The sequence below is a fragment of the Gluconobacter sp. GP1 genome (assembly GCF_032913585.1).
In the GTDB taxonomy this organism is placed as follows: domain Bacteria; phylum Pseudomonadota; class Alphaproteobacteria; order Acetobacterales; family Acetobacteraceae; genus Gluconobacter; species Gluconobacter cerinus.
Genome location: NZ_JASGXC010000003.1, coordinates 673,210 through 693,864, shown reverse-complemented (window position 1 = coordinate 693,864; position 20,655 = coordinate 673,210). Strand labels below are relative to the sequence as shown.

Below are 20,655 nucleotides of genomic sequence, written 5' to 3'. Positions count from 1 at the left end.
TCTCAAACCGCCCCGGCCAGACCCTCGAAGAAGGCCCCGCCGCGTCGGTGAACGGGCTTATACGGCCACCTACACACACCGTCAATCAAAAAATCATATAAAAATCAAAAAACTGACTTTTTATGAAAATCCTTGAACCACTGGGCAAATTTCATAACCCCATCCTCAAGCGAGACGCTAGGAGTCCAGCCACATAATGCTTTCACATCCTCCAGGCTCGCCCAGGTTTTCTCCATATCCGCCACAGGGCGAGCTTGATGTTCTATGCATGCAGATCGCCCGAGATGTTTTTCCAGTAGAGCAATCAGTGTCGTCACTTTTTCCGGGCGATCTCCCCCCAGATTCAAGATGCGTGCCTCACCCACTTGAGGAGGAACGTCCATGATCGAAAGAACACCCGATGTGATGTCATCTATATAGGTGAAATCCCGAGACAGTCCTTTTCCCTCGTAAAGGGTGACCGGACGGCCCTCGCAGATAGCTTTCGCGAAACCGTAATAAGCCATATCTGGCCGACCCCACGGCCCATAGACGGTAAAGAACCTCAAGCCTGTCTGTGGAATGCCGTGAAGATAAGCGTATGCGGAGGCCGTGAGCTCACCTGCACGCTTTGTAACCGCATAAAGTGAGCCTGGCTCATCCACGCGATCACTCTCTTTGAAAGGCAACGACTGGTTGCGACCATAGACTGAGGACGAAGACGCATAGACAAAATGCTTCAACCTTTTCAGGCTTCTGGATACCTCCAGCAAAACAACCTGCCCCATGACATTCGCTTGTACATACGAATATGGGTCTATGAGTGAGTATCGAACTCCCGCCTGAGCTGCCAGGTGAATGATAACTTCAATATCAGAATGGCCATCTATGACTGATCGCATAGCCTCGCGGTCAGACACGTCCTTCTGCTCGAACACGAACCCTTTTTGACACGTCAGTCTGTTCAGGCGCGCCGTTTTCAAGAGCGGGTCATAATAATCATTCAGCGTATCAACGCCGATTACCTCCATGCCTCGCGCCAGCAACGCATGCGAGACGTGAAAACCGATAAATCCCGCTGCCCCGGTAACTAAAACCTTCACGTATCAGTGCTTCAGTGCCGGGCTACTTACGGTATCCCCTACGCGGATACCCAACTCTTCCGTAACCCCTCCAGCAAGCTCAAGCGTGTTGGCCACAACCCCGTCACTACTCAGGATTGCCTCACTCAGCGGAACCGCCTTCTCCGCAATGGCATGAACATGATTGGTGGAATCGATGAAAACGATATCGAGGGACACCAGTGTGTTTCTCATCCACATGTCCGAAACCTGCGGCTGCGGCCAAAGGAAAAGCATTCCCTTGTTTTTGGGCAGCTCCTTGCGGAACATTTCGCCTACTTCCTGTTCCTTGTATGTTTTGGCCAACTCCACCGTAAACGAGTGCTTAACCCCGTCTTGCGTCGTGATTGTCAAAGGTGCTGTCGGGAGAACAGGCTGCGCCTGACGAATAGGTTCTTCTGCGGCATAGGCGGAAGTCGCCATACTGCTCGCGAGAACACCTATCGCACCTAATATGGAACAAGCCATCACACGCATGGGAAACCCTCTTTGAAATTTATCGTTCAGAAACAAGAAATGGATTGGACCGGCGTTCTTCCCCAATGGTCGTAGGCATTCCATGCCCACACAGCACCACAGTCTCATCCGGCAAACTCATAAGATGTTGGCGAATACCTGCAATCAGCGCAGGAGCATCCCCATAAGCAAAATCGGTTCGGCCTACCGTCCGGCGGAACAATGTATCGCCAACAATGGCACGACGACTGCCATGATCCACAAACACGATATGCCCTGGCGTATGTCCGGGAATATGACGCACCTCGATATCATGGCCCAGAAGCTGGAGTGTCTCACCGCTTTCCAGAAAGCGGTCCGGAACAACACTCACCATCCCTGTCATACCAAAATGCGCAGCCTGTTTCTCAATACTACTCAGCAGGAACGCATCACGCCGATCTGGCCCGAGAACAGGCACAGGCTCTGATTGAATTTTATTCAGGCGTTCCCGGAGCTCATCAGCGCCGCCAGCATGATCAAGATGTCCATGCGTAAGAAGAATAGCCTCAACCGTCAGTCCACGGAGTTGGTAGAGCAGTTCATCCACATCGCCCCCTGGATCGACCACCACGGCATGGTTCCGTTCGTCCCAGAGGATCGTGCAATTCTGCCGGATCGGCGTCACAGGCACTCTTTTGACATTCAAAGGGACCACGGTTTTTTCTCCCGCACGGCCAGTTTAGCGATACCTCCCGGCGATACCGCGTCCCACCCCCTACGACAAGGGAGCCAAGAGGTGATTGACCGCTTCTTAAAGCCGCCTCACTCTGGGGCTTTCCAATCTCGGGATCAGGATACCCCCATGAGCCGCATCATTCGCACAGAACCCAACGCCATTCTTTCCAAGGCTGTGGAATATCATGGCTTTGTTTTCACCCAAGGCGTTGTCGCCTCAGACCTGTCACAAGATATCGATGGCCAGACCAAAGACGTCCTGGCTCAGCTGGATGCCATTCTTGAAGAACACGGCACAGACAATACCCGCATTCTTCAGGCACAGATCTGGCTTAAGGACATCGCAGACCGCAATGCTCTCAACACGCACTGGTCCGCATGGCTCCCGGAAGGACTAGCTCCTGCACGCGCCTGCGTTCAGGCTGTCATGGCTGACCCACGCATCCTCGTGGAAATCATGCTGACAACCACGAAATAAGCCACTCGACCAAATACGGCACAATTAAGGCAGAATGCGACACGAGAAAGATTTTCATTAGAAATGAAAATTTAACCCTCAGTGATGCATTCTGCCCTTGTCAGGGTTGCATGAAGATTGTTAGCTCCCTGTAACCCGAACGACACAAGCCTATTCAGGATCAAAAAGATCGTGACGCATAAAAGTTGCCGGAAAACATTTTTCTCTGCCCTGGCGCTCTCCGCTGTCATGTTCTTTGCGAGTCATGCACAGGCCAAACACCTCCGTAGTTCACACGGTGGTCATGGTGTCTTCCGCTCCCATCGCGCATCTCATGCGTACCATCATCACACCTTTTCAACTGCGCACGTCATTCAGTGCGTAGCTTATGCAAAAGAAGCATCTGCCGTCGTGTTGCACGGCAATGCACGGGATTGGTGGTACAACGCTGCAGGCCGTTACGCCCGTGGTAACGCTCCGGAAGCGGGATCGGTTCTAAATTTCCGTGGCATCCGTCGTATGCCTCTGGGTCACGTCGCTGTGGTACGGGCTGTCGAGAACAACCGTACGATCTACATTGACCAGTCTCACTGGGCATCCAATGGCATTGCGCACAACGTGCGCGTCGTTGACGTATCACCCAACAATGACTGGAGCGCCGTTCGCGTTGCCCTTAACGACCGTAGCGGCCGTCTTGGTAGCATCTATCCGACATACGGCTTCATCTATGGGCGCGCAGACGATGGTCGCCAAGCTCCGCAGGTCATGGTCGCTCGCGAAAGCCATGCAACCACCTTCCGTCATCGTGCAATCTTCAGAGGATCGAATGCTCTGAGCCATCCGATGAGCAACACGGAAGTTGCAGAAGCCCCAGACGATGCATTCACATCTGATGCTCCGAACCGGTCTATCCGATAAGAAGACTTCAGGTGCAAAAAGCGGGGCTTAAAGCCCCGCTTTTTTTATGCCCAATCGCTCAGGAACGGCTTAATCCGGCCGACTGTCTTTATGATAAGGATGGTTCGAATTGATAGCCTGAGCCCGAAAAACCTGCTCGGCAATCATCACACGCACAAGCATATGGGGCCAGGTCATCGCCCCCAGAGCAATAACGGCATCAGCTCTCTGGATCACCGATCCATCCAGCCCTTCTGCTCCACCAATCAAAAAATGTAACGGACGGCCAGTTTCCTGCCAACGAGCAAACGTGGCTGCAAACTGCAGGCTGCTAAACGTCTTTCCCCCCTCATCAAGGGCAATGACAAAAGCATTCTCAGGACAGGCTCCCAAAAGCCCCACAGCATCCTTGCGCTTCTGCTCCATAATGGAGCCTTTAGACGGCGCAATCTCTGTCACCGTCAGCACAGGACGAATCCGGGCAGCGTAACGGTCAAACAGTTCCCGTTCAGGCCCGGACTTCAATCGCCCAATAGCAACGAGCTTCATTCAGCCCTGCTCTTCGTCCTTACCGACAGTCACTTCGGATTCGCTAGAATCCAGATCAGAGCCCCACATTTTCTCAAGAGCATAGAGCTCACGGCTCTCTGGCTTGAAGAGATGAACAACAACATCCCCTGCATCCAGAAGGACCCAGTCGCTGCCATTCGCGCCTTCAACCAGAACCCGGTTGAAGCCATCTTCGCCCAGCTTTTTCTCAATATGATGCGCCATGGCTGCGATCTGACGATCTGCCAGACCCGTTGCCACAACCATACGGTCTGCAAAGTTGGCGCGGCCAACCAGATCCAGAACCACGATGTCCTCTGCCTTGTCTTCCTCAAGGCTGGCCGTGATGATGGACAGCATTTTTGTCAGAACATCAGGCTTCACAGGCTCGCGCTTGACGGCAGTCTTCTTGGGGCCAGCAGCAGCAGCCTTCTTGCGAGGCGTTCCAGGCACCTTGGCAGCCTCGGCCAGTGCCGCATCAGGGGTGCTGGTTTTCCGACGCGTGGTCTTGGCCTTCGGGTCGGTTGAGGTCGTCTTGGTGATGGCTTTTACTCCTGATCCGGTTCCAGACAGATTTGCCCGGACTCTCGCAACGCTGTAGCCGATATATCGTTCTGCGGCGCAGAAAGGAACGTCCATGCGCATCCTTTTCTTTGTGCCAGTATAGCAGCCTCCCTCGAAGGCCGTCGATTTCGACGTAAAGCAGACGCCGCAGCGCCGTGCAAAGCAGGCGTTACACTCCCTGGCCGCGGCAGAATCGCTATAGGCACCATACGGGCCAGCATCCTCCAGTTTTTCCAGCGAGAGAATTGCGCCAGCCCATCTGCTCCCATCAACCAGACAAACTGAACATGAGGAAAGCGCTTCTGAAGCAATGCCACAGTCTTCACTGTAAAACGCTGTTTCAGCCTTGCTTCTATATCCGTAGCACAGATTCGACGGCCATCAGCGATCTTCCGGGCTGATGCAAGGCGCGCTCTGAACGATCCCATGCCCTTTCGAGGCTTGAGAGGATTCCCAGGTGAGACCATCAGCCACACCTGATCCAATCGCAGAGAGCGCAACGCCTGCTGAGCCACCTTCAGATGACCATAATGCGCCGGATTGAAAGAGCCACCCAGCAGCCCAATCCGCATACGTCGGCCATCGCCAAACGTCGGGATCGTATTCAGCCCCGCACCTGTCCGTTGCCAAGCACTTCGTAGCGATAACACGTCAACTGTTCGAGCCCCACCGGGCCTCGCGCATGCATCCGTCCCGTGGCAATGCCGATTTCAGCCCCAAAGCCAAATTCACCACCATCACAGAACTGAGTGGATGCATTCCACAGCACAACCGCACTATCAGTCCCATTCATGAACACAGCAGCAATCTCAGGATCTTCAGCGATAATCGCTTCCGTATGAGCACTGCCATGACGCGCGATATGGTCGAGAGCCTCCTCAACGCCATCAACAACAGCGATGGAGAGAATCGAATCCAGCCACTCCGTATCGAAATCGGCGGCACTGGCAGGCGGCAAGGTCGAAACGATAGATCTGGCAGTTTCATCCGCCCGGAATGTGCAGCCCTTTCTGGCCAGATCACCCACAATGCTCGGCAGGAGTGACGGAGCAATCGCCCGATCAATCAGAAGCGTTTCTGTCGCCCCACAGATTCCCGTACGACGCATCTTGGCATCCAGAAGAACCCGACGCGCCATCTCAGGATCAGCACTGGCATGAACATAGGTGTGATTTAGTCCATCGGCATGGGCCAGAACAGGCACCCGCGCCTCACGCTGGACGCGTTCCACCAAAGATTTTCCACCACGTGGAATGATGAGGTCCACGCCCTCAGCAGCCTGAAGGAGCGCCCCCACCAGAGCACGGTCGGCAGACGGCAAAATCTGCACACAAGCCGGATCAAGACCCGCAGCCGTCAGCCCGTCAACCATTGCCGCATGAATTGCGCGCGCCGAATTCAGGCTTTCGCCTCCACCACGTAAAATGACAGCATTGCCAGACTTGATGCAAAGAGCAGCAGCATCAGCCCCAACATTTGGCCGGCTTTCGTAAATCATGCCGATGACACCGAGCGGCACAGCAACACGACGGAACAGCAACCCGTTAGGGCGCTCCCATTCTGCGAGAATGCGTCCAAGCGGATCAGGGAGCTTTGCGACGTCTTCCAGACCCTTTGCCATGGCCTCAACGCGCCCAGGCGTTAAAGTCAGACGGTCCCGGAATGCAGCAGTCCGATCATTAGAAAGTCCAGCCAGATCCTGCTCGTTTGCCGCAACGATTGCTGCGCTGTTGGCACGAAGTGCCTGAGCCGCAGCATTCAGTGCCAGATTACGCGTCGCCTCATCCGCTCGCGCCAATCCACGAGCAGCCTGACGGGCCTTATCCGTCAGCCCTTTCAGAATAGCCGCAGCGTCAGACATTGAATCGGAACAGGAGAATATCTCCGTCCTGCACAACATATTCCTTGCCTTCAATCCGCAACTTCCCGGCCTCCTTAGCACCTGCTTCACCATTGCAGGCCACATAGTCGTCAAAAGCAACTGTTTCGCAGGCAATGAAGCCACGTTCGAAATCATTGTGAATGACAGCCGCAGCCTGAGGCGCCTTCACACCTGCCGTAATGGTCCAGGCACGCGCTTCCTTCGGGCCGACCGTGAAGTATGTCCGCAGACCCAGCAGGCGATAGCCCGCTGCAATCACGCGATCCAGACCACTGTCGCTCAGACCAAGCCCCTCAAGGAACTCCGTGCGATCTTCCTGCGGCAACTGGCTAACCTCAGCCTCAATCGCAGCAGACACGATCACAACGCCAGCGCCCTCTTCCTCAGCCCGCTTCCGAACTGCCTCAGAGTGAGCATTGCCGGTCGCCGCAGCAGCTTCCTCGACGTTACACACATACAGAACCGGCTTCGTTGTCAGAAGCTGAAGACGCGCAGCCTCACCTTCCTGGCCCTTCGGCACGGCGGTGCGGGCAGGCTTGCCATCACGGAGAGCCACAATCAGCGGCTCCATGAGTTCGAGTTGCGCCTGTGCTTCGCGATCATTCCCACGCGCACGCTTCTGAAGATTGATCTGGCGCTTCTCAAGGCTTTCCAGATCCGAAAGCATCAGCTCGGTCTCAATGATGTCCGCATCCCGAACCGGATCGACCCCACCTTCAACGTGGGTGATGTCATCGTCTTCAAAGCAGCGCAGAACATGAATGATCGCATCCGTCTCGCGGATATTCGCCAGAAACTGGTTTCCCAGCCCCTCACCCTTGGACGCGCCACGGACCAGACCTGCAATATCTACAAACTCAAGGCTGGTCGGAATCTCTTTCTGGGACTTACCAATCTTCACCAGGATATCCAGCCGAGGGTCCGGCACGGCAACACGGCCCGTATTCGGTTCAATGGTGCAGAATGGGTAGTTCGCTGCCTGCGCTGCGGCTGTTTCCGTCAGAGCATTGAACAACGTGGACTTGCCAACATTGGGCAGACCAACGATGCCGCAATTGAAACCCATTGTGCTCTCCATCTTTCAGGCCGCCACATCGGTCAGCCCAGTCTCAAAATTCAGTTGCCCTGTGTTCGCAGAATCCACGCCCACGGACAACACCTGCACCCCGCAAAACAGGCAGCAGAGTACGATTCCCGCCCGAGATCTCTCTCCGGCAACGCTACCCGCACGTTATAACAGTGAAAAAAGCTGACCATAAGAGACCTGAAGTCTCGCGGCACTCAGGCCGTAAGCAGCGCCACTTTCGTCATGAACGCTTCATTCTCGCCCTTGGCCAGAATAGGCGCAGCATCCGCAACCGCCTCAAGCCACCGCTCAAGCTCCGGCTCTTCCGCCTTGGCGAAATTCCCCAGAACATGCCCGTGCACCCGGTCCTTATGCCCCGGATGGCCAATGCCCATCCGCACACGCCAGTAATCCGGTCCGGGAAGACAGCGATCCATTGAGCGAAGGCCATTATGCCCAGCCGCTCCGCCGCCACGCTTGATACGCAGCTTGCCGAAAGCAAGGTCGAGTTCGTCATGGAAAACGGTGATGTCGGCCTGCGCGATCTTGAAGAACTGCGCGGCCTGCTGAACGCTGTCACCCGACAGGTTCATGTAAGTCATCGGCTTGAGGAGCAGAATTTTCTGCCCCCCAAGAACGCCCTCGGAAGTCTCCCCCCGAAAGCGCTTGCGCCACGGGGAAAACCCGTGACGCCTGGCGATTTCATCAACCGCCATGAAGCCGATGTTATGTCGATGACGGCTCATCCCCGGCTCGGGATTGCCGAGACCGGTCCAGAGCCTCATGACTTACTTCTTCTTTGCGCCCGGCTTTGCGGTAGCAGCTGCAGCAGCGGCAGCAGCCTTGGCAGCAGCTTCAGCTTCCATTTCCGCATCGATGGTCGGCGGAGCGATGGAAGCGATCACGAGATCAGCAGCCTGATGACCCGTCAGCTTTACGCCTTCCGTGCCCTTCAGGTCGGACCAGCGAACGCTGTCATGAATGTCGAGGACACTCAGATCAACAGTGAAGCTTTCCGGAATGCTGGCTGCATCAGCAGCAACGTCTACGGAATGACGGACAACGTTCAGAACGCCACCGCGCTTGATGCCAGGAGCCTTCTCTTCGCCAACGAAGATGATGGAAACCTGAACGTGCACCTTCGTGCCAGCTGCAACGCGCTGGAAGTCGATGTGAATCGGAGCATCCGTCACCGGGTGCAGCTGCACGTCACGGATCAGGGCTGCAACCGGCTCTGCGCCTTCTGCTGCCAGGTTGTACACGCGGGAGGACCAGCCACCACGGTGCAGTTCCTTCATGATCACGCGCGGATCAAGAGCAATGATGGAAGGCTCCTGCTTGCCACCATAGATTACTGCCGGAACCAGCCCGGCACGTCTCGTTGCGCGCGCTGCCCCCTTACCAGCCTTCGCGCGCGTCGAGACAGCAAGTGTCGTCAAATTAGCCACTGTTACGCTCCTGCGTATTGAATTTTGTCATCACACAGACCTCCAGGGGTGCCTGTGCGAGCGGCGAAATAGCGGAAAACTGCGCCACACACAACCTTTTTCCCAGATTCTACCTTCCTGATGCCCTACCCCAACCATGGCTGGACCCACGCCCAAACCGCCAGATAGTCTATCACAGCCCCATAGTCGCCTGCGTCTACAGAGAATCCATGAGCATCGCCCAGCGCCTCGAACACCTGCCCTTCACCCCCTTCCACCGTCGGCTCCTGATCCTTGGCGGCTGTGGATACATGTTCGACGGCTTGGACTCCGCCATCGTTGCCTTCACACTTCCGGTTCTGAAAACGGAATGGCACCTGTCCGGCCCGTCTCTCGGTATTTTGGGAAGCGCCACTTATCTGGGATACGGTCTCGGCTCTCTGCTGGCAGGCTGGTGGGCCGACAGGTCTGGCCGCCGTTCCGTCATGATGAGCGCCCTCGCGCTCTACGCGATCGGCTCTCTTCTCTCGGCAGTCTCCCACACATTCGGCAGTTTCTTCAGCGCCCGTCTTCTCGCAGGAGTGGGCGCCGGCGCAGAAGCCACGATCATCGCCCCCTATCTGAGCGAGTTCGTCTCATCCCGTTATCGCGGCGCGTTCACGGCCAGCCTCACGGGCTTCTATTCTTTCGGTTACGTCGCCGCAGCCATCCTCGGATTCATGATTGTCCCCTCATCACCGGATGGCTGGCGATGGGCATTGGTTGCCACAGCCCTACCCGTCCTGATGCTCCTCTGGTGGCGGCGTACCCTTCCCGAGTCCCCCAGATGGCTCGATCAGCAGGGGCGAACGCACGAAGCCTGTCGAATTGTCGGAGCCATCGAACAAAGCGCCGGACTGGCCGCCGGTCTTTCGACAACCCCCGATACAGCCGGACGAACAAACCGCCCCCTGAGCGACCTTTTCGCCCCCAGCCTCAGACGTTCCACTTTCATGAGCTGGGCCTTGTGGCTGAGCATCACCTTCTGCTTCTACGCGTTCTTCACATGGATCCCGACCCTCATGATCGAGCGCGGCATGACCGTGACCCGCAGCTTCGCCTACGCCATCTCGATTTACGCCGCACAGCTCCCCGGATACCTGGCCTCAGCCTTCTGCACGGAACGTCTTGGCCGACGCGCCACAGTCGCCACCTTCATGATCGGCGGCGGGATCAGTGCCATCGGCATGGCCGCAAGCCAGACACCCACACAGGTCCTGCTTTTCGGAATCCTGCTGTCCATGTTCATGAACGGAACCTACGGCGGCATCTACGCCTACACCCCCGAACTCTTCCCGACGTCCCTGCGCGGAAGAGGCATGGGACTGGCCTCCGCAATCGCTCGTCTGGGCGCCATCTCGTCGCCCGTCCTGATTGGCTGGATCTACCCGAAAGCCGGTTTCCCCGGCGTCTTCGGCCTCACAACCTGCGTCCTCCTCATAGGGGCTAGCATCACCCTTCTCTTCGGCCCCAAAACAGAAAAACGCCCGCTCGATCAGGAGCAGGCGTTCCACTGAGATCCAGAATATCCGGCCCGATCAGAGCATCGGCATGCCACCATTAACAGGCAACAGAGCACCCGTCGTGTAACTGTTCAGCGGGTCCGCAAAATACACATAAGCCCCAGCCAGTTCCGCTGGCTGACCTGGGCGGCCCAGCGGAACATCAGACCCAATACTCTTCTGCGCTTCTTCCGGCATTCCCGTCGCAATAAACGGCGTCCAGATCGGGCCCGGCATAACTCCGTTCACCCGAATACCTCGTGACGCAAGCTGCTGCGCCATACTCACCGTAAAGTTCGCAATGGCTGCTTTCGTCATGGAATACGGTACGAGAATCTGAGGTGGCGTCTTCAGATTGACTGAAGATGTATTAATGATGGACGCTCCCGGCTTCAGATGGGGCAAAGCTGCCTTCGTGAGATAGAAAAGCGCATGCGTGTTCGTATCAAAATGACGCCGCCACTCGTCGTCACCGATATCCTCCAGATGCTCCGCCCAGTTCTGAAACGCAGCATTGTTCACAAGAATATCGAGACGACCGAATTCTTCCAGAACGCGCCCAACCAGCAACTTGCAATGCGTCGCCTCACGAATATCCCCTGGCAGCAGAAGGCAACGACGCCCCTCTGACTCGATTTGCCCGGCAATATCCTTTGCATCCTGACTTTCGGTTTCGAGATAGGAGATCGCAACCTCCGCCCCCTCCCGGGCAAAAGCCAGCGCCACAGCGCGCCCGATCCCGGAATCACCACCGGTAATCAGAGCCACCTGCCCCTTGAGTTTTCCAGAGCCCTGATAGGTCTTTTCTCCATAATCAGGCTGCGGCGTCATTTTTGATGATAGCCCCGGAAAAGGCTGACTTTGCCCTTCAAAAGGAGGCTGAGGATAACGATTGCGAGGATCGACAGGCATTCAAGCCTCCTAAACTGCATGAAAGATGCAAGTAAGGAGCCGTAACGGCTCACTCTTTCCTTCAGTTCAGAACATTTCACCAAATTATTTTCCGGAACATTTACCCGGGACTCAGACTTCTAAAGTGAAGGATTTCCCAAACCGGAAATCGACTTACCGAATTTGAAACGACGTGCCCGGCATTATTCAATCCGGACAGTCGCGACGACAGCAGATCGGACCGGACCATGAGCGACACGGCAGACAAACGCACCACCGTGACCATCGGTGACCAGACCTTCGAGCGCGGCCCGCAAGGCGCAACCCATCAGACCGCAGATGGCGACACACCGACCCTGACAACCCAGCAGGGCGTGCCCGTCGCCGATGACCAGAACTCCCTGAAAGCTGGACCGCGCGGCGGAACGCTTCTGGAAGACTTCCATTTCCGGGAAAAGATCTTCCACTTCGATCACGAGCGCATCCCCGAACGCGTTGTTCATGCCCGGGGCTACGGCGCGCATGGCTTCTTCGAACTCACAGATTCACTGTCCGACTACACAACCGCAAGCGTCCTCGGAAAAACCGGCACCCACGTCCCGGCGTTTGTCCGCTTCTCAACCGTCGCAGGTGGCAAGGGATCATTCGATCTCGCGCGCGACGTCCGCGGTTTCGCCGTGAAGCTCTACACCGAGGAAGGCAACTGGGATCTCGTGGGCAACAACATGCCCGTGTTCTTTATCCAGGACGCCATCAAGTTCCCGGACATGGTCCACGCCGTAAAGGAAGAGCCCGATCGCGGCTTTCCGCAGGCGCAGTCCGCCCATGACAACTTCTGGGACTTCGCATCCCTCTCGCCCGAAACCGTCCACATGCTCCTGTGGATCATGTCAGACCGTGCCATCCCCCGCTCTTTCCGTTTCATGGAAGGCTTCGGCGTCCATACCTTCCGGCTCATCAACGCCGAAGGAAAATCCACATACGTGAAGTTCCACTGGAAGCCGAAGCAGGGCCTTCAGTCAGTTGTCTGGAACGAGGCCGTCAAGATCAATGGCGCCGACCCTGACTTCCACCGCCGTGACCTCTGGCAGGCCATCGAATCAGGGGACTATCCGGAATGGGAACTGGGCGTACAGCTCTTTGATGACGCCTTCGCCGACAAATTCGACTTCGACATTCTGGATGCAACCAAACTCATCCCGGAAGAACTCATCCCCGTTCGACGGATCGGTCGCCTCGTTCTGGACCGCATGGTGGACAACTTCTTCGCCGAAACTGAACAGGTCGCCTTCTGCACCCAGAATGTCGTCCCCGGTATTGGCTTCACCAACGATCCGCTCCTGCAAGGCCGGAACTTCTCATATCTGGACACACAGACAAAGCGTCTCGGTGGCCCGAACTTCACGCATATCCCCATTAACGCGCCCAAATGCCCGTTCCACAACTTCCAGCAGGACGGCCACGCCGCCATGCACAACCCGAAGGGTCGCGTAAACTACGAGCCCAACTCCTGGGGTGCAGGTCCGCGTGAAAACCCCAAGACCGGCTACAGGCACTTCCCCGATGACAACGGTCGCACGACCCGCGAACGCGGTGAACTCTTCGCCGATCACTACAGTCAGGCACGCCAGTTCTATATCAGCCAGACAAAGCCCGAACAAACGCACATCAAGAATGCGTTCGTGTTCGAACTCAGCAAGGTTGAAACACCAAACATTCGTTCCCGCGTCATCGCCCATCTTCTGAATGTGGATGAAGCGCTGGCCAAGGGCGTGGCCGAAGGTCTGGGCCTGAAAGAGCTCCCCGCCCCAGCTCCGGCCGCCCGTACACCCATCACGGATCTGGCCGCCTCAACAGCACTCAGCATCCTCAAGAATGGCCCCGACTCCTTCGCAGGCCGCAAACTGGGTGTCGTGATTACAGAGGGTACGGATGCAGCCCTGCTGGACGCTCTCCAGAAAGCCGCAAAGGCGGAAGGCACACTGATTGAGCTGGTCGCACCCGTTGTCGGCGGCGTAACACTGACAGACGGCAAAACCGTCCCGGCAGGCCAGAAAATCGTTGGTGCGCCATCCGTACTCTACGACGCCGTCGTGCTGCTCTCTTCTGCGGAAGGGACAAAGCTTCTGAGCAGGGAAGCAACAGCCCGTGACTTCGTGGCAGATGCCTTCGCCCACGCCAAATTCATCGCCTACGGCCCGGACGCTGCCCCCCTTCTGGCAAAAGGCGGCATCACGCCTGACGACATGGACGATGGTGTAATCCCCATCAAAAACGATGGAGACTTCAAGTCCTTCATCACAACCTGCCGAAAGCTCCGCTTCTGGGATCGTGAAGCCAAAACCCACAGCGTCTGACACAAAAAAAGCCGGGGATCATACCCCGGCTTTTTTTAATGCTGAACAGAAGCCGCAACCCGCCGATCAGCTTCCTGCCGAACATGCGCAAAATCCTGCTTCAACGGCTTTCCATGCTCAACCATCAGCACGCCCCCCACATAGACCTGCTCCAGATTTTCCTGAGCCGCCGCAAAAACCAGCGTGGCATACGGGTCAAACACATACCCAAGATTAGTCGGATCAATCACAAGAAAATCCGCAAATTTCCCAGCTTCCAGGCTTCCAAGCCGATCCCCGACTTCCAGAACATCCGCACTCCCTCGCGTGTGCAGGCGCACCACATCATACGGGCTCATGATCGCGGCACTCTGATACTTGTCCCGGATGGCATAAAGCCCGGTCCGCATGTTCTCAAACGGGTCTGCCAGATCCGCACTGGCTTCCCCATCCTCTCCCATACCAACCCGCAAACCAGCTTTCAGATAGGCCGGAATATCCGCCGTCCCTGACGCCAGACGACCGTTTGAAAGCGGATTCCAGACCATGGACGCCCCAGCCTTTACGGATCGGGCAATAATCTCAGGCGTCGTATGAATGAAATGACCGAAAATCAGATGCGGCCCGAGAATGCCTTCATCCTCAAACCAGTGGAACCGGGCCTGCTGAGCTGAAACGTTCTCAGGTGGCTCCAGATAATGACTCTGGTTGGACAGATGATACTCCCGCATCAACGCCCCTTCGATCTTCGCAACGTCTCCGGTGTCGTGAAATCCCGTCCCACCATTGATCATCACGGACAGGAACGTAGACCCCACATGCTGCCCGGCAGACCACGCCAGAAAATCCCCAACATGCTGGCGAGCCTTTGCCAGTGACACATCGGCTTTACCCGGCAATGGCTCAAGACCATGTACAAATCGAATGCCGGAAGCAGTTTCAGCCTGAAACTGCAAACGATCCGTTTGCACGACCATCTTCGGGCTCGCCCCGCCATAATTGAAATTATAGGCAGCCGTGACGCCATGAGCGAGATGATCCAGCGCGCCATCGAGAGTGAACCAATAAATATCCTCAGGTCGCGCCACACTCGCCTTCCCGGAATACAAAGCCGTAATCCATCCCATCAAAGTCTGATCCGCCGCAAGGCCACGATAGGCAGCCTGCCAGAGATGACTATGAGCGGAAATGAACCCTGGCATGACCCAATGCCCGTGCAGATCCATGTCCTGATCCGCTTGAAGATCCTTGGGGGGAGCACCGGGGCCAATATGATCGATCACGCCATCTGAACGGACAGAAAAATACCCTTTAAAAGGCGCTTTCTGCCCATCGGCCATTGAAAAGATCAGGGCGTTACGAACGAGAAGATGAGACGGTTCGGCGTAGGCTACGCCCCCGGCACAGGCGGCCACCAGCATGGAACAGAGAATCTGAGCAGGACGAAGCATTTTCATACCGGAACGATAACAGTCCCAGCGATCCGCACAAGCGCTGCGGCACTCTGCAATACTATGATGAAACGCGAGGCCGGATTGCTGAGATCTGATGACCAATATGGCCACCGCCTGCGAGCGTCCGTCGGCGATGGCTGAAGAACCTCTGGTCCGTCAATGTATCCACACCCAGTACTTCAACCTGCTGAACACCAGCAGCTTTCAGCCGCGCCGAGCAGTATTCTGGCAAATCGAACATGAAATGCCCTGCCCGTTCCGCCACGCGGAAAAATAGGCCTGCGTTCCCGTCCTGAGCCAGAACGGCATCCCGCATATCCGGGCCAACCTCATAACTCTCAGGTCCAATGCAGGGGCCGACTACTGCCCGGATATTCGTGGCACCCAGAGCTTTCATTTGCGTCACAGCAGATTCGAGAACGCCGCCTACCGCTCCACGCCATCCCGCATGCGCGGCTCCCACAATCCGTCCATCCTCGGAAGCCAGAAGAACAGGCCCGCAGTCTGCCGTAATGACCCCAACACCGACGTCAGGGCGATCCGTCACCAGCGCATCGCCATCCTGGCCACGCCCCATAGCCCAGAGAACCGTCTCCCTAGTCACTGGAACCGTAATGTCACTATGCGTTTGCTTCAGACCCAGAAGCTTTTCTGGCTCAACCCCGATCTGCCGCGCAACACGCGCACGGTTCTCGCTCACGTTCGCCAGATCATCAGGAGACGACAGGGAGCAGTTCAGGCTGTCATAAGGTTTCGGGGACACGCCGCCGAGGCGCGTAAAAAAGCCATGTGGCACGCCAAGACCATCACTTCTGAGAATAGCCTCAGACATGTGCGCTCTCCTGCGCCGGACGACGAAGGGCATACGTCATCAGACCTAACCCGGCGAGCGCCATCGGAATACAAAGGATCTGCCCCATCGTGACCCCACCGGCCAGAAAGCCAATATTCGCATCCGGCTCCCGAAAAAACTCACAGAAGCTCCGCGCGCAGGCATATCCAAAGAGGAACAACCCTGACAGAAATCCGAAATGTGCCCGCAACTTAGGGCGGGTTGCAGCAAACAGCATGACGCACAACAAAAGAACGCCTTCCGTCAACGCTTCATAAAGCTCGGAAGGATGCCGCGCCACGGGCCCACCTGTGGGAAATACCATGGCCCACGGCAGATCAGGCGATGCTGGACGCCCCCACAGTTCCCCGTTCACAAAGTTGGCGCAACGACCTAACGCCAGCCCAATCGGAACCACCGGCACGATCCGGTCCGCAAAAGCCAGAAAGCTCAGACGGTTCTTCCAAGAGAAGAACGCCAGAGCCAGAATGACGCCCAAAGCCCCACCATGAAACGACATTCCGCCGTCCCATGTCTTGATGATGTCCACTGGGTGCGCGAGATAATCCAGAGGTCGGTAGAACAACACGTACCCAAGGCGACCACCCAAAAGAACACCCAAAATAGCGTAAAACAGGAAGTCATCGACTTGTTCACTGGTCGCTACTTCCGGTGCCAGCCTGTTCAATCGTCTCGCAATTGGCAGCGCGATGATGAACGAGACCATATATGCCAAGGCATACCAGCGCACCGGCAGCGGGCCGACATGAAACGCAACGGGGTCAAACCCAGGGAACATCAAGGGCTGGCTCAAAGGTTTGACTCCGCTCGGGAAAGATAATCACGCACATACTGCCGTATTCCGTCTTCAAGAGACGTAAACGGCGCATCATATCCTGCCTGACGCAAACGGCTCATATCCGCACAGGTGAAGGACTGATACTGCCCACGAAGCTTCTCAGGCATCTCGACGAATTCTACATCCCGAGCCCGATGCGCAGCGTCACAAACTGCATGCGCCAGATCCAGATAGCTCCGCGCCACACCGGTTCCGCAGTTGAAAAGACCACTGACATCCGGATGGTCGAAAAGCCATAGCATGACGTTCACAACATCCCCGACCCAGATGAAATCACGCTTCTGCTGGCCATCGGCCATTCCTGGAACGTCAGATTTGAACAGTCGTGCCGCAGCCCCACGCTGAAGATCATCATACTTGACCTTCACGACGGAGATCATGGACCCTTTGTGATACTCATTCGGGCCATAAACATTGAAAAATTTCAGTCCAGCCCACTGCGGTGGGGCCGAATGCCCAGCTTCCAGCTCACGCCTTACCCACAGATCAAAAACCTGCTTTGACCATCCGTAAAGGTTCAGCGGCTTGAGATGATCAATCGCGTCCAGCCCGTCACGGAACATCTCAGGCTGGTCCGCAGCGCCATATGTCGCCGCAGATGAAGCGTAAATCATCCGGACATCGTTCTTCGCGCACCAGCGCCAGAGAAACTGCGACAACGCCACGTTAGTCGACCAGACAAGGTCTCCGTCTCGTGCAGTCGTTGCGCTGATCGCGCCCATATGAAAGATCGCTTCGATCTTTGGCGCTGTCTCGAGGAAACTCGGGAGCGCCTCAGGCGTGATGATCTGATCCGGCGCATGAGACGCGAGGTTGCGCCATTTTACGCCCTCACGAAGCCGGTCCACAACAACCGTCCGCAGCCCGCGCTGACGCAGGGCGGCATGAAGGCACGATCCAATGAATCCGGCTCCGCCGGTGACGATAATCATCCTTCCTGTATAGTCTGCCCCCGAAAACGATCCAAGCGACGCGCCACACACGACACGCCGCCTCTCTGCAGGAGTTTCTCCCATGTCTGACAGACCCCGCTTCTTTGATGACCTCGCAGGTCTTGCCGGCAATGCTTTTTCGGCTGTTACCGGCGCACGCGAAGAACTTCACTCCATCATCCGCACCCGCGTTGACGAAGTCCTGAATTCGCTGGAACTGGTTCGTCGTGATGAGTTCGATGCCGTTCAGGAAATGGCGACACGCGCGCGCATGGCACAGGACGAGGCAGAAGCACGCCTTGCTGCCATCGAATCGCGCCTGACAGCACTCGAAGACCTCGCAACTGAAGAAAAGGGTGGCCCTCAGGGCTGAAACGGTCGCTTTCGTTGCGATCCGGATGCAACACATCTTCGTACGAACTGATTGAAGCTGTGCGTGATACTTGCACACTTCACCAAGGCCACATAACGTGATCAACGTCAGGAGAGGTCATTCCCCTCCTGGCCGCAGACATCTGGAGCGCCGTACCGGTGCATGACCGGTTCCGGCCTCCACGGCCTTGGGAGATCCGACATGCCTGCCCTGAGCACCTCACTCACCACAGAAACAGAATCCCATCCGCTTGACCTCATGGAACAGGTCATGGGCCTCTACGAATGGGAATTCGAGCGCCTTGGCCAGTCCGAAATGGCGGCTCAGGCCCCAGGTCAATGGTGTGACTACTCTCTCTATTTCACTTGGTCAGACGAGCTTTCAGCCCTGCATCTGAACTGCACGCTGGATCTACGGTCCCCCACAGCACGTCGATCGGACGTGCATGAACTGGTCTCCCTCGCCAACAACAAGCTGTGGGTTGGTCATTTCATTATTGATCCGGAAACCGGTGTTCCCTCCTTTCGCCATACGCTCCTGATGCGTGGTGTCTCAACCCCTCCAGGTGAAAGCATGGAAGACCTGATCGATATCGCAATGTCAGAATGTGAGCGCTTTTACCCCGCCTTCCAGTTCACTCTCTGGGGCGGAAAATCTCCTCAGGATGCACTGGACGCTGCCATGCTTGATTGTGTCGGAGACGCATGACCTTGCCATCAACACCTTCAATTCTGCTAGTTGGTTGTGGAAAACTGGGAGGCGCGCTTCTCGATGGGTGGCTCGCCTCTCCCACACCTCCCCATATCATTGTCGTTGATCGACACAGATCCAGTTCGGACGATACCTTTTCAGTCGTTCGGGCCGCGTCTGACATTCCATCGACCTTTACGCCGGATATTATCGTTCTGGCCGTAAAACCTGCGACAGCGGAAGACGCGATCAGCGCCCTAGGGGAATCCTTGGGCTCTCGCATGAAGAAGGCTGCACTGCTTTCTGTCATGGCCGGCCGAACCTGTGCCGCCCTGTCAGATGCGACATCTAAAAGCGGCGCCACTCTCCCCATTCTTCGCGCCATGCCGAACACCCCTTCAGCAATCGGCGCAGGCATCAGCGGCTTTTATGCATCTCCTCAAGCGACAGAAGAGCAGACAAGCCTCTGCCACGAACTGCTATTCGCCGTTGGCGATGTTGTCCGCGTCGATAGTGAGGAAGACCTTTTGGCAGTAACAGCCGTCTCCGGCTCGGGTCCTGCTTATGTGTTTCTTCTTGCTGAACTGCTCGAAAAAGCTGGAGAGGCACACGGCCTGTCCCAAACAACAGCACGCCGTCTGGCACGGGGAACAATTTACGGCGCCGGGCGCATGTTGGATGACATGCCCGACGATGCTGCCGACCTGCGCAAAGCTGTCACCAGCCCAAACGGAACAACTGCTGCCGCCCTGAATGTTCTCATGGCACCAGACGCATGGCCGTCAAATATTTCAAAAGCCATTGACGCGGCCACAAAACGGGCCGACGAACTCGCCGGTTGATCGTTTCTCTCTGGTGGGAACTTGCTGACACTGGCAAACGCTCCCACCATTAAGAAACAAGTTTTCTACAGGAGACCGGCATGGAAGAGCGGCAGGACCCATTTGATACCGATGAGCTGGCATCAGACAGCACACCGGAACTGGACAGGGAAGCCTTCGATATTGCTCTCCTCCAGTCTGCCCTGAGCCTCGCCGGTTCAGACGGCTGGCACCGGTTTTCTCTAGTCGATGCAGCGCGCGAGGCAGGCCTGCCTGTCGATGCGGTGCGTTCCCGTTATCCGGTCAAAGCACTCCTGCTGCTGCGTCTGGGACGGCTCGCCGATGAAAGCGCGCTCCGTGACGAAGGAAATGGCGGGACACTTCGCGAATATCTTTTTGACCTGATGATGCGCCGATTCGATATTTTCGAAGAATATCGCACAGGCGTCAGAGCTGTCCTTCACGCCGTTCCCTATGACCCCGCCCTGGCAGCACTTTTAGCCGGAGCAACTGTGGACTCCATGCGCTGGCTCGCTGACGCAGCAGGCATGGACTGTTCCGGTCTCGGCGGCCTCTGGCGTATTAATGCCCTGACCGCCGTCTGGGGACACGCGCTCCGGGCTTGGGAAAAAGACGAAAGCCAAGACCTTGGAAGCACCATGGCAGCCTTGGACCAAGCACTCAACAAAGCCGAGCGCCTCGGTATCCTGAAGGCCTCAGCCCGCCGCAAAATGGACGAAGCCATGCGCACTACCGGGCTGCCAGATCACGAACTGGAACTTGAATTCTGATATTGGGCTTTACGAGACGC

General features: G+C 56.5%; 23 protein-coding genes. 8 read left to right on the top strand and 15 right to left on the bottom strand.

Annotated elements, in window-relative coordinates:
* Nucleotides 1-104: 104 nt before the first annotated feature.
* Genes R5H23_RS11340 through R5H23_RS11330 form a run of 3 tightly spaced genes read right to left on the bottom strand, consistent with a single transcriptional unit; the run spans nucleotide 105 to nucleotide 2,223 of the window.
* The gene (locus R5H23_RS11340; RefSeq protein ID WP_317215471.1) at nucleotides 105-1,082 is read right to left on the bottom strand and encodes an NAD-dependent epimerase/dehydratase family protein; all 978 of its coding nucleotides are present in this window, start codon (nucleotides 1,080-1,082) and stop codon (nucleotides 105-107) included.
* A 3-nt stretch (nucleotides 1,083-1,085) separates the two neighbouring features.
* Entirely contained in the window at nucleotides 1,086-1,577 is a 492-nt protein-coding gene (locus R5H23_RS11335; protein ID WP_408874348.1) for a DUF192 domain-containing protein, read from the bottom strand.
* A gap of 19 nt (nucleotides 1,578-1,596) precedes the next feature.
* A complete protein-coding gene (locus R5H23_RS11330; RefSeq protein WP_317215469.1) occupies nucleotides 1,597-2,223 on the bottom strand; it encodes an MBL fold metallo-hydrolase in 627 nt (208 codons plus the stop codon).
* A gap of 177 nt (nucleotides 2,224-2,400) precedes the next feature.
* On the opposite strand from R5H23_RS11330, the gene R5H23_RS11325 reads away from it, so the two are divergent.
* Complete coding sequence (locus R5H23_RS11325; protein ID WP_046900317.1) at nucleotides 2,401-2,751, top strand: RidA family protein; 351 nt, start codon at nucleotides 2,401-2,403, stop codon at nucleotides 2,749-2,751.
* Between the two features lie 171 nt (nucleotides 2,752-2,922).
* The gene (locus R5H23_RS11320; RefSeq protein ID WP_046900318.1) at nucleotides 2,923-3,648 is read left to right on the top strand and encodes a CHAP domain-containing protein; all 726 of its coding nucleotides are present in this window, start codon (nucleotides 2,923-2,925) and stop codon (nucleotides 3,646-3,648) included.
* A 69-nt stretch (nucleotides 3,649-3,717) separates the two neighbouring features.
* Here R5H23_RS11320 and R5H23_RS11315 read toward each other — a convergent pair whose 3' ends face one another.
* The 7 genes from R5H23_RS11315 to R5H23_RS11285 form a co-directional block, all read right to left on the bottom strand.
* Nucleotides 3,718-4,176: a 23S rRNA (pseudouridine(1915)-N(3))-methyltransferase RlmH gene (locus R5H23_RS11315; protein ID WP_211500249.1), complete on the bottom strand. Its 459-nt coding sequence runs from the start codon at nucleotides 4,174-4,176 to the stop codon at nucleotides 3,718-3,720.
* The gene (gene rsfS / locus R5H23_RS11310; RefSeq protein WP_211503646.1) at nucleotides 4,177-4,629 is read right to left on the bottom strand and encodes a ribosome silencing factor; all 453 of its coding nucleotides are present in this window, start codon (nucleotides 4,627-4,629) and stop codon (nucleotides 4,177-4,179) included.
* A gap of 95 nt (nucleotides 4,630-4,724) precedes the next feature.
* Entirely contained in the window at nucleotides 4,725-5,312 is a 588-nt protein-coding gene (locus R5H23_RS11305; protein WP_244591078.1) for a nicotinate-nucleotide adenylyltransferase, read from the bottom strand.
* A gap of 32 nt (nucleotides 5,313-5,344) precedes the next feature.
* Complete coding sequence (locus R5H23_RS11300; RefSeq protein WP_317215468.1) at nucleotides 5,345-6,601, bottom strand: glutamate-5-semialdehyde dehydrogenase; 1,257 nt, start codon at nucleotides 6,599-6,601, stop codon at nucleotides 5,345-5,347.
* On the bottom strand, nucleotides 6,594-7,688 hold the full coding sequence (gene ychF / locus R5H23_RS11295) for a redox-regulated ATPase YchF (RefSeq protein ID WP_099211167.1): 1,095 nt from the start codon (nucleotides 7,686-7,688) through the stop codon (nucleotides 6,594-6,596). The genes R5H23_RS11300 and ychF overlap by 8 nt, the downstream gene beginning before the upstream one ends.
* Nucleotides 7,689-7,903: 215 nt before the next feature.
* The gene (gene pth, locus R5H23_RS11290; RefSeq protein ID WP_064275525.1) at nucleotides 7,904-8,473 is read right to left on the bottom strand and encodes an aminoacyl-tRNA hydrolase; all 570 of its coding nucleotides are present in this window, start codon (nucleotides 8,471-8,473) and stop codon (nucleotides 7,904-7,906) included.
* Nucleotides 8,474-8,476: 3 nt separating this feature from the next.
* Entirely contained in the window at nucleotides 8,477-9,136 is a 660-nt protein-coding gene (locus tag R5H23_RS11285; RefSeq protein WP_086634762.1) for a 50S ribosomal protein L25/general stress protein Ctc, read from the bottom strand.
* A 209-nt stretch (nucleotides 9,137-9,345) separates the two neighbouring features.
* On the opposite strand from R5H23_RS11285, the gene R5H23_RS11280 reads away from it, so the two are divergent.
* Nucleotides 9,346-10,671: an MFS transporter gene (locus R5H23_RS11280; protein ID WP_317215467.1), complete on the top strand. Its 1,326-nt coding sequence runs from the start codon at nucleotides 9,346-9,348 to the stop codon at nucleotides 10,669-10,671.
* Nucleotides 10,672-10,692: 21 nt separating this feature from the next.
* On the opposite strand, the gene R5H23_RS11275 is transcribed toward R5H23_RS11280, so the two are convergent.
* Entirely contained in the window at nucleotides 10,693-11,568 is an 876-nt protein-coding gene (locus R5H23_RS11275) for an SDR family oxidoreductase (protein WP_211516678.1), read from the bottom strand.
* A 227-nt stretch (nucleotides 11,569-11,795) separates the two neighbouring features.
* Between R5H23_RS11275 and R5H23_RS11270 the strand changes: the two genes are divergently transcribed.
* On the top strand, nucleotides 11,796-13,904 hold the full coding sequence (locus R5H23_RS11270; protein ID WP_317215466.1) for a catalase: 2,109 nt from the start codon (nucleotides 11,796-11,798) through the stop codon (nucleotides 13,902-13,904).
* A 35-nt stretch (nucleotides 13,905-13,939) separates the two neighbouring features.
* Here the strand turns inward: R5H23_RS11270 and R5H23_RS11265 are convergent, their stop codons facing one another.
* The 4 genes from R5H23_RS11265 to rfaD are packed head-to-tail and all read right to left on the bottom strand — an operon-like array spanning nucleotide 13,940 to nucleotide 17,960.
* Nucleotides 13,940-15,340: an amidohydrolase family protein gene (locus R5H23_RS11265; protein WP_211504360.1), complete on the bottom strand. Its 1,401-nt coding sequence runs from the start codon at nucleotides 15,338-15,340 to the stop codon at nucleotides 13,940-13,942.
* A 55-nt stretch (nucleotides 15,341-15,395) separates the two neighbouring features.
* Nucleotides 15,396-16,169, bottom strand: a complete 774-nt coding sequence (gene pgeF / locus R5H23_RS11260; RefSeq protein WP_317215465.1) for a peptidoglycan editing factor PgeF — start codon at nucleotides 16,167-16,169, stop codon at nucleotides 15,396-15,398.
* Nucleotides 16,162-16,968, bottom strand: coding sequence for a prolipoprotein diacylglyceryl transferase (gene lgt, locus R5H23_RS11255; protein ID WP_046900329.1), 807 nt, complete (start codon nucleotides 16,966-16,968; stop codon nucleotides 16,162-16,164). The genes pgeF and lgt overlap by 8 nt, the downstream gene beginning before the upstream one ends.
* A gap of 11 nt (nucleotides 16,969-16,979) precedes the next feature.
* Entirely contained in the window at nucleotides 16,980-17,960 is a 981-nt protein-coding gene (gene rfaD / locus R5H23_RS11250) for an ADP-glyceromanno-heptose 6-epimerase (RefSeq protein ID WP_317215464.1), read from the bottom strand.
* Nucleotides 17,961-18,042: 82 nt separating this feature from the next.
* Here rfaD and R5H23_RS11245 point away from each other — a divergent pair, with 82 nt between their 5' ends.
* The 4 genes from R5H23_RS11245 (at nucleotide 18,043) to R5H23_RS11230 (ending at nucleotide 20,635) form a co-directional block, all read left to right on the top strand.
* Entirely contained in the window at nucleotides 18,043-18,333 is a 291-nt protein-coding gene (locus tag R5H23_RS11245) for an accessory factor UbiK family protein (RefSeq protein ID WP_099211189.1), read from the top strand.
* A gap of 201 nt (nucleotides 18,334-18,534) precedes the next feature.
* Nucleotides 18,535-19,041, top strand: coding sequence for a YbjN domain-containing protein (locus R5H23_RS11240; RefSeq protein ID WP_086634776.1), 507 nt, complete (start codon nucleotides 18,535-18,537; stop codon nucleotides 19,039-19,041).
* The gene (gene proC, locus R5H23_RS11235; protein ID WP_167386114.1) at nucleotides 19,038-19,865 is read left to right on the top strand and encodes a pyrroline-5-carboxylate reductase; all 828 of its coding nucleotides are present in this window, start codon (nucleotides 19,038-19,040) and stop codon (nucleotides 19,863-19,865) included. Before R5H23_RS11240 ends, proC begins: the two co-directional genes overlap by 4 nt.
* An 80-nt stretch (nucleotides 19,866-19,945) precedes the next feature.
* A complete protein-coding gene (locus R5H23_RS11230; protein ID WP_046900333.1) occupies nucleotides 19,946-20,635 on the top strand; it encodes a hypothetical protein in 690 nt (229 codons plus the stop codon).
* Nucleotides 20,636-20,655: the final 20 nt, after the last annotated feature.

Excerpts from the sequence above, each read along its gene's own strand:
- R5H23_RS11315 (WP_211500249.1), bottom strand. The coding sequence starts at position 4,176 with ATGAAGCTCGTTGCTATTGGGCGATTGAAGTCCGGGCCTGAACGGGAA.
- R5H23_RS11265 (WP_211504360.1), bottom strand. The coding sequence starts at position 15,340 with ATGAAAATGCTTCGTCCTGCTCAGATTCTCTGTTCCATGCTGGTGGCC.
- ychF (WP_099211167.1), bottom strand. The coding sequence starts at position 7,688 with ATGGGTTTCAATTGCGGCATCGTTGGTCTGCCCAATGTTGGCAAGTCC.
- R5H23_RS11230 (WP_046900333.1), top strand. The coding sequence starts at position 19,946 with ATGGAAGAGCGGCAGGACCCATTTGATACCGATGAGCTGGCATCAGAC.
- R5H23_RS11335 (WP_408874348.1), bottom strand. The coding sequence starts at position 1,577 with ATGCGTGTGATGGCTTGTTCCATATTAGGTGCGATAGGTGTTCTCGCG.
- proC (WP_167386114.1), top strand. The coding sequence starts at position 19,038 with ATGACCTTGCCATCAACACCTTCAATTCTGCTAGTTGGTTGTGGAAAA.
- R5H23_RS11270 (WP_317215466.1), top strand. The coding sequence starts at position 11,796 with ATGAGCGACACGGCAGACAAACGCACCACCGTGACCATCGGTGACCAG.
- pgeF (WP_317215465.1), bottom strand. The coding sequence starts at position 16,169 with ATGTCTGAGGCTATTCTCAGAAGTGATGGTCTTGGCGTGCCACATGGC.
- R5H23_RS11325 (WP_046900317.1), top strand. The coding sequence starts at position 2,401 with ATGAGCCGCATCATTCGCACAGAACCCAACGCCATTCTTTCCAAGGCT.
- R5H23_RS11245 (WP_099211189.1), top strand. The coding sequence starts at position 18,043 with ATGTCTGACAGACCCCGCTTCTTTGATGACCTCGCAGGTCTTGCCGGC.
- rfaD (WP_317215464.1), bottom strand. The coding sequence starts at position 17,960 with ATGATTATCGTCACCGGCGGAGCCGGATTCATTGGATCGTGCCTTCAT.
- lgt (WP_046900329.1), bottom strand. The coding sequence starts at position 16,968 with ATGTTCCCTGGGTTTGACCCCGTTGCGTTTCATGTCGGCCCGCTGCCG.
- R5H23_RS11240 (WP_086634776.1), top strand. The coding sequence starts at position 18,535 with ATGCCTGCCCTGAGCACCTCACTCACCACAGAAACAGAATCCCATCCG.
- pth (WP_064275525.1), bottom strand. The coding sequence starts at position 8,473 with ATGAGGCTCTGGACCGGTCTCGGCAATCCCGAGCCGGGGATGAGCCGT.
- R5H23_RS11275 (WP_211516678.1), bottom strand. The coding sequence starts at position 11,568 with ATGCCTGTCGATCCTCGCAATCGTTATCCTCAGCCTCCTTTTGAAGGG.
- R5H23_RS11300 (WP_317215468.1), bottom strand. The coding sequence starts at position 6,601 with ATGTCTGACGCTGCGGCTATTCTGAAAGGGCTGACGGATAAGGCCCGT.
- R5H23_RS11305 (WP_244591078.1), bottom strand. The coding sequence starts at position 5,312 with ATGCGGATTGGGCTGCTGGGTGGCTCTTTCAATCCGGCGCATTATGGT.
- R5H23_RS11280 (WP_317215467.1), top strand. The coding sequence starts at position 9,346 with ATGAGCATCGCCCAGCGCCTCGAACACCTGCCCTTCACCCCCTTCCAC.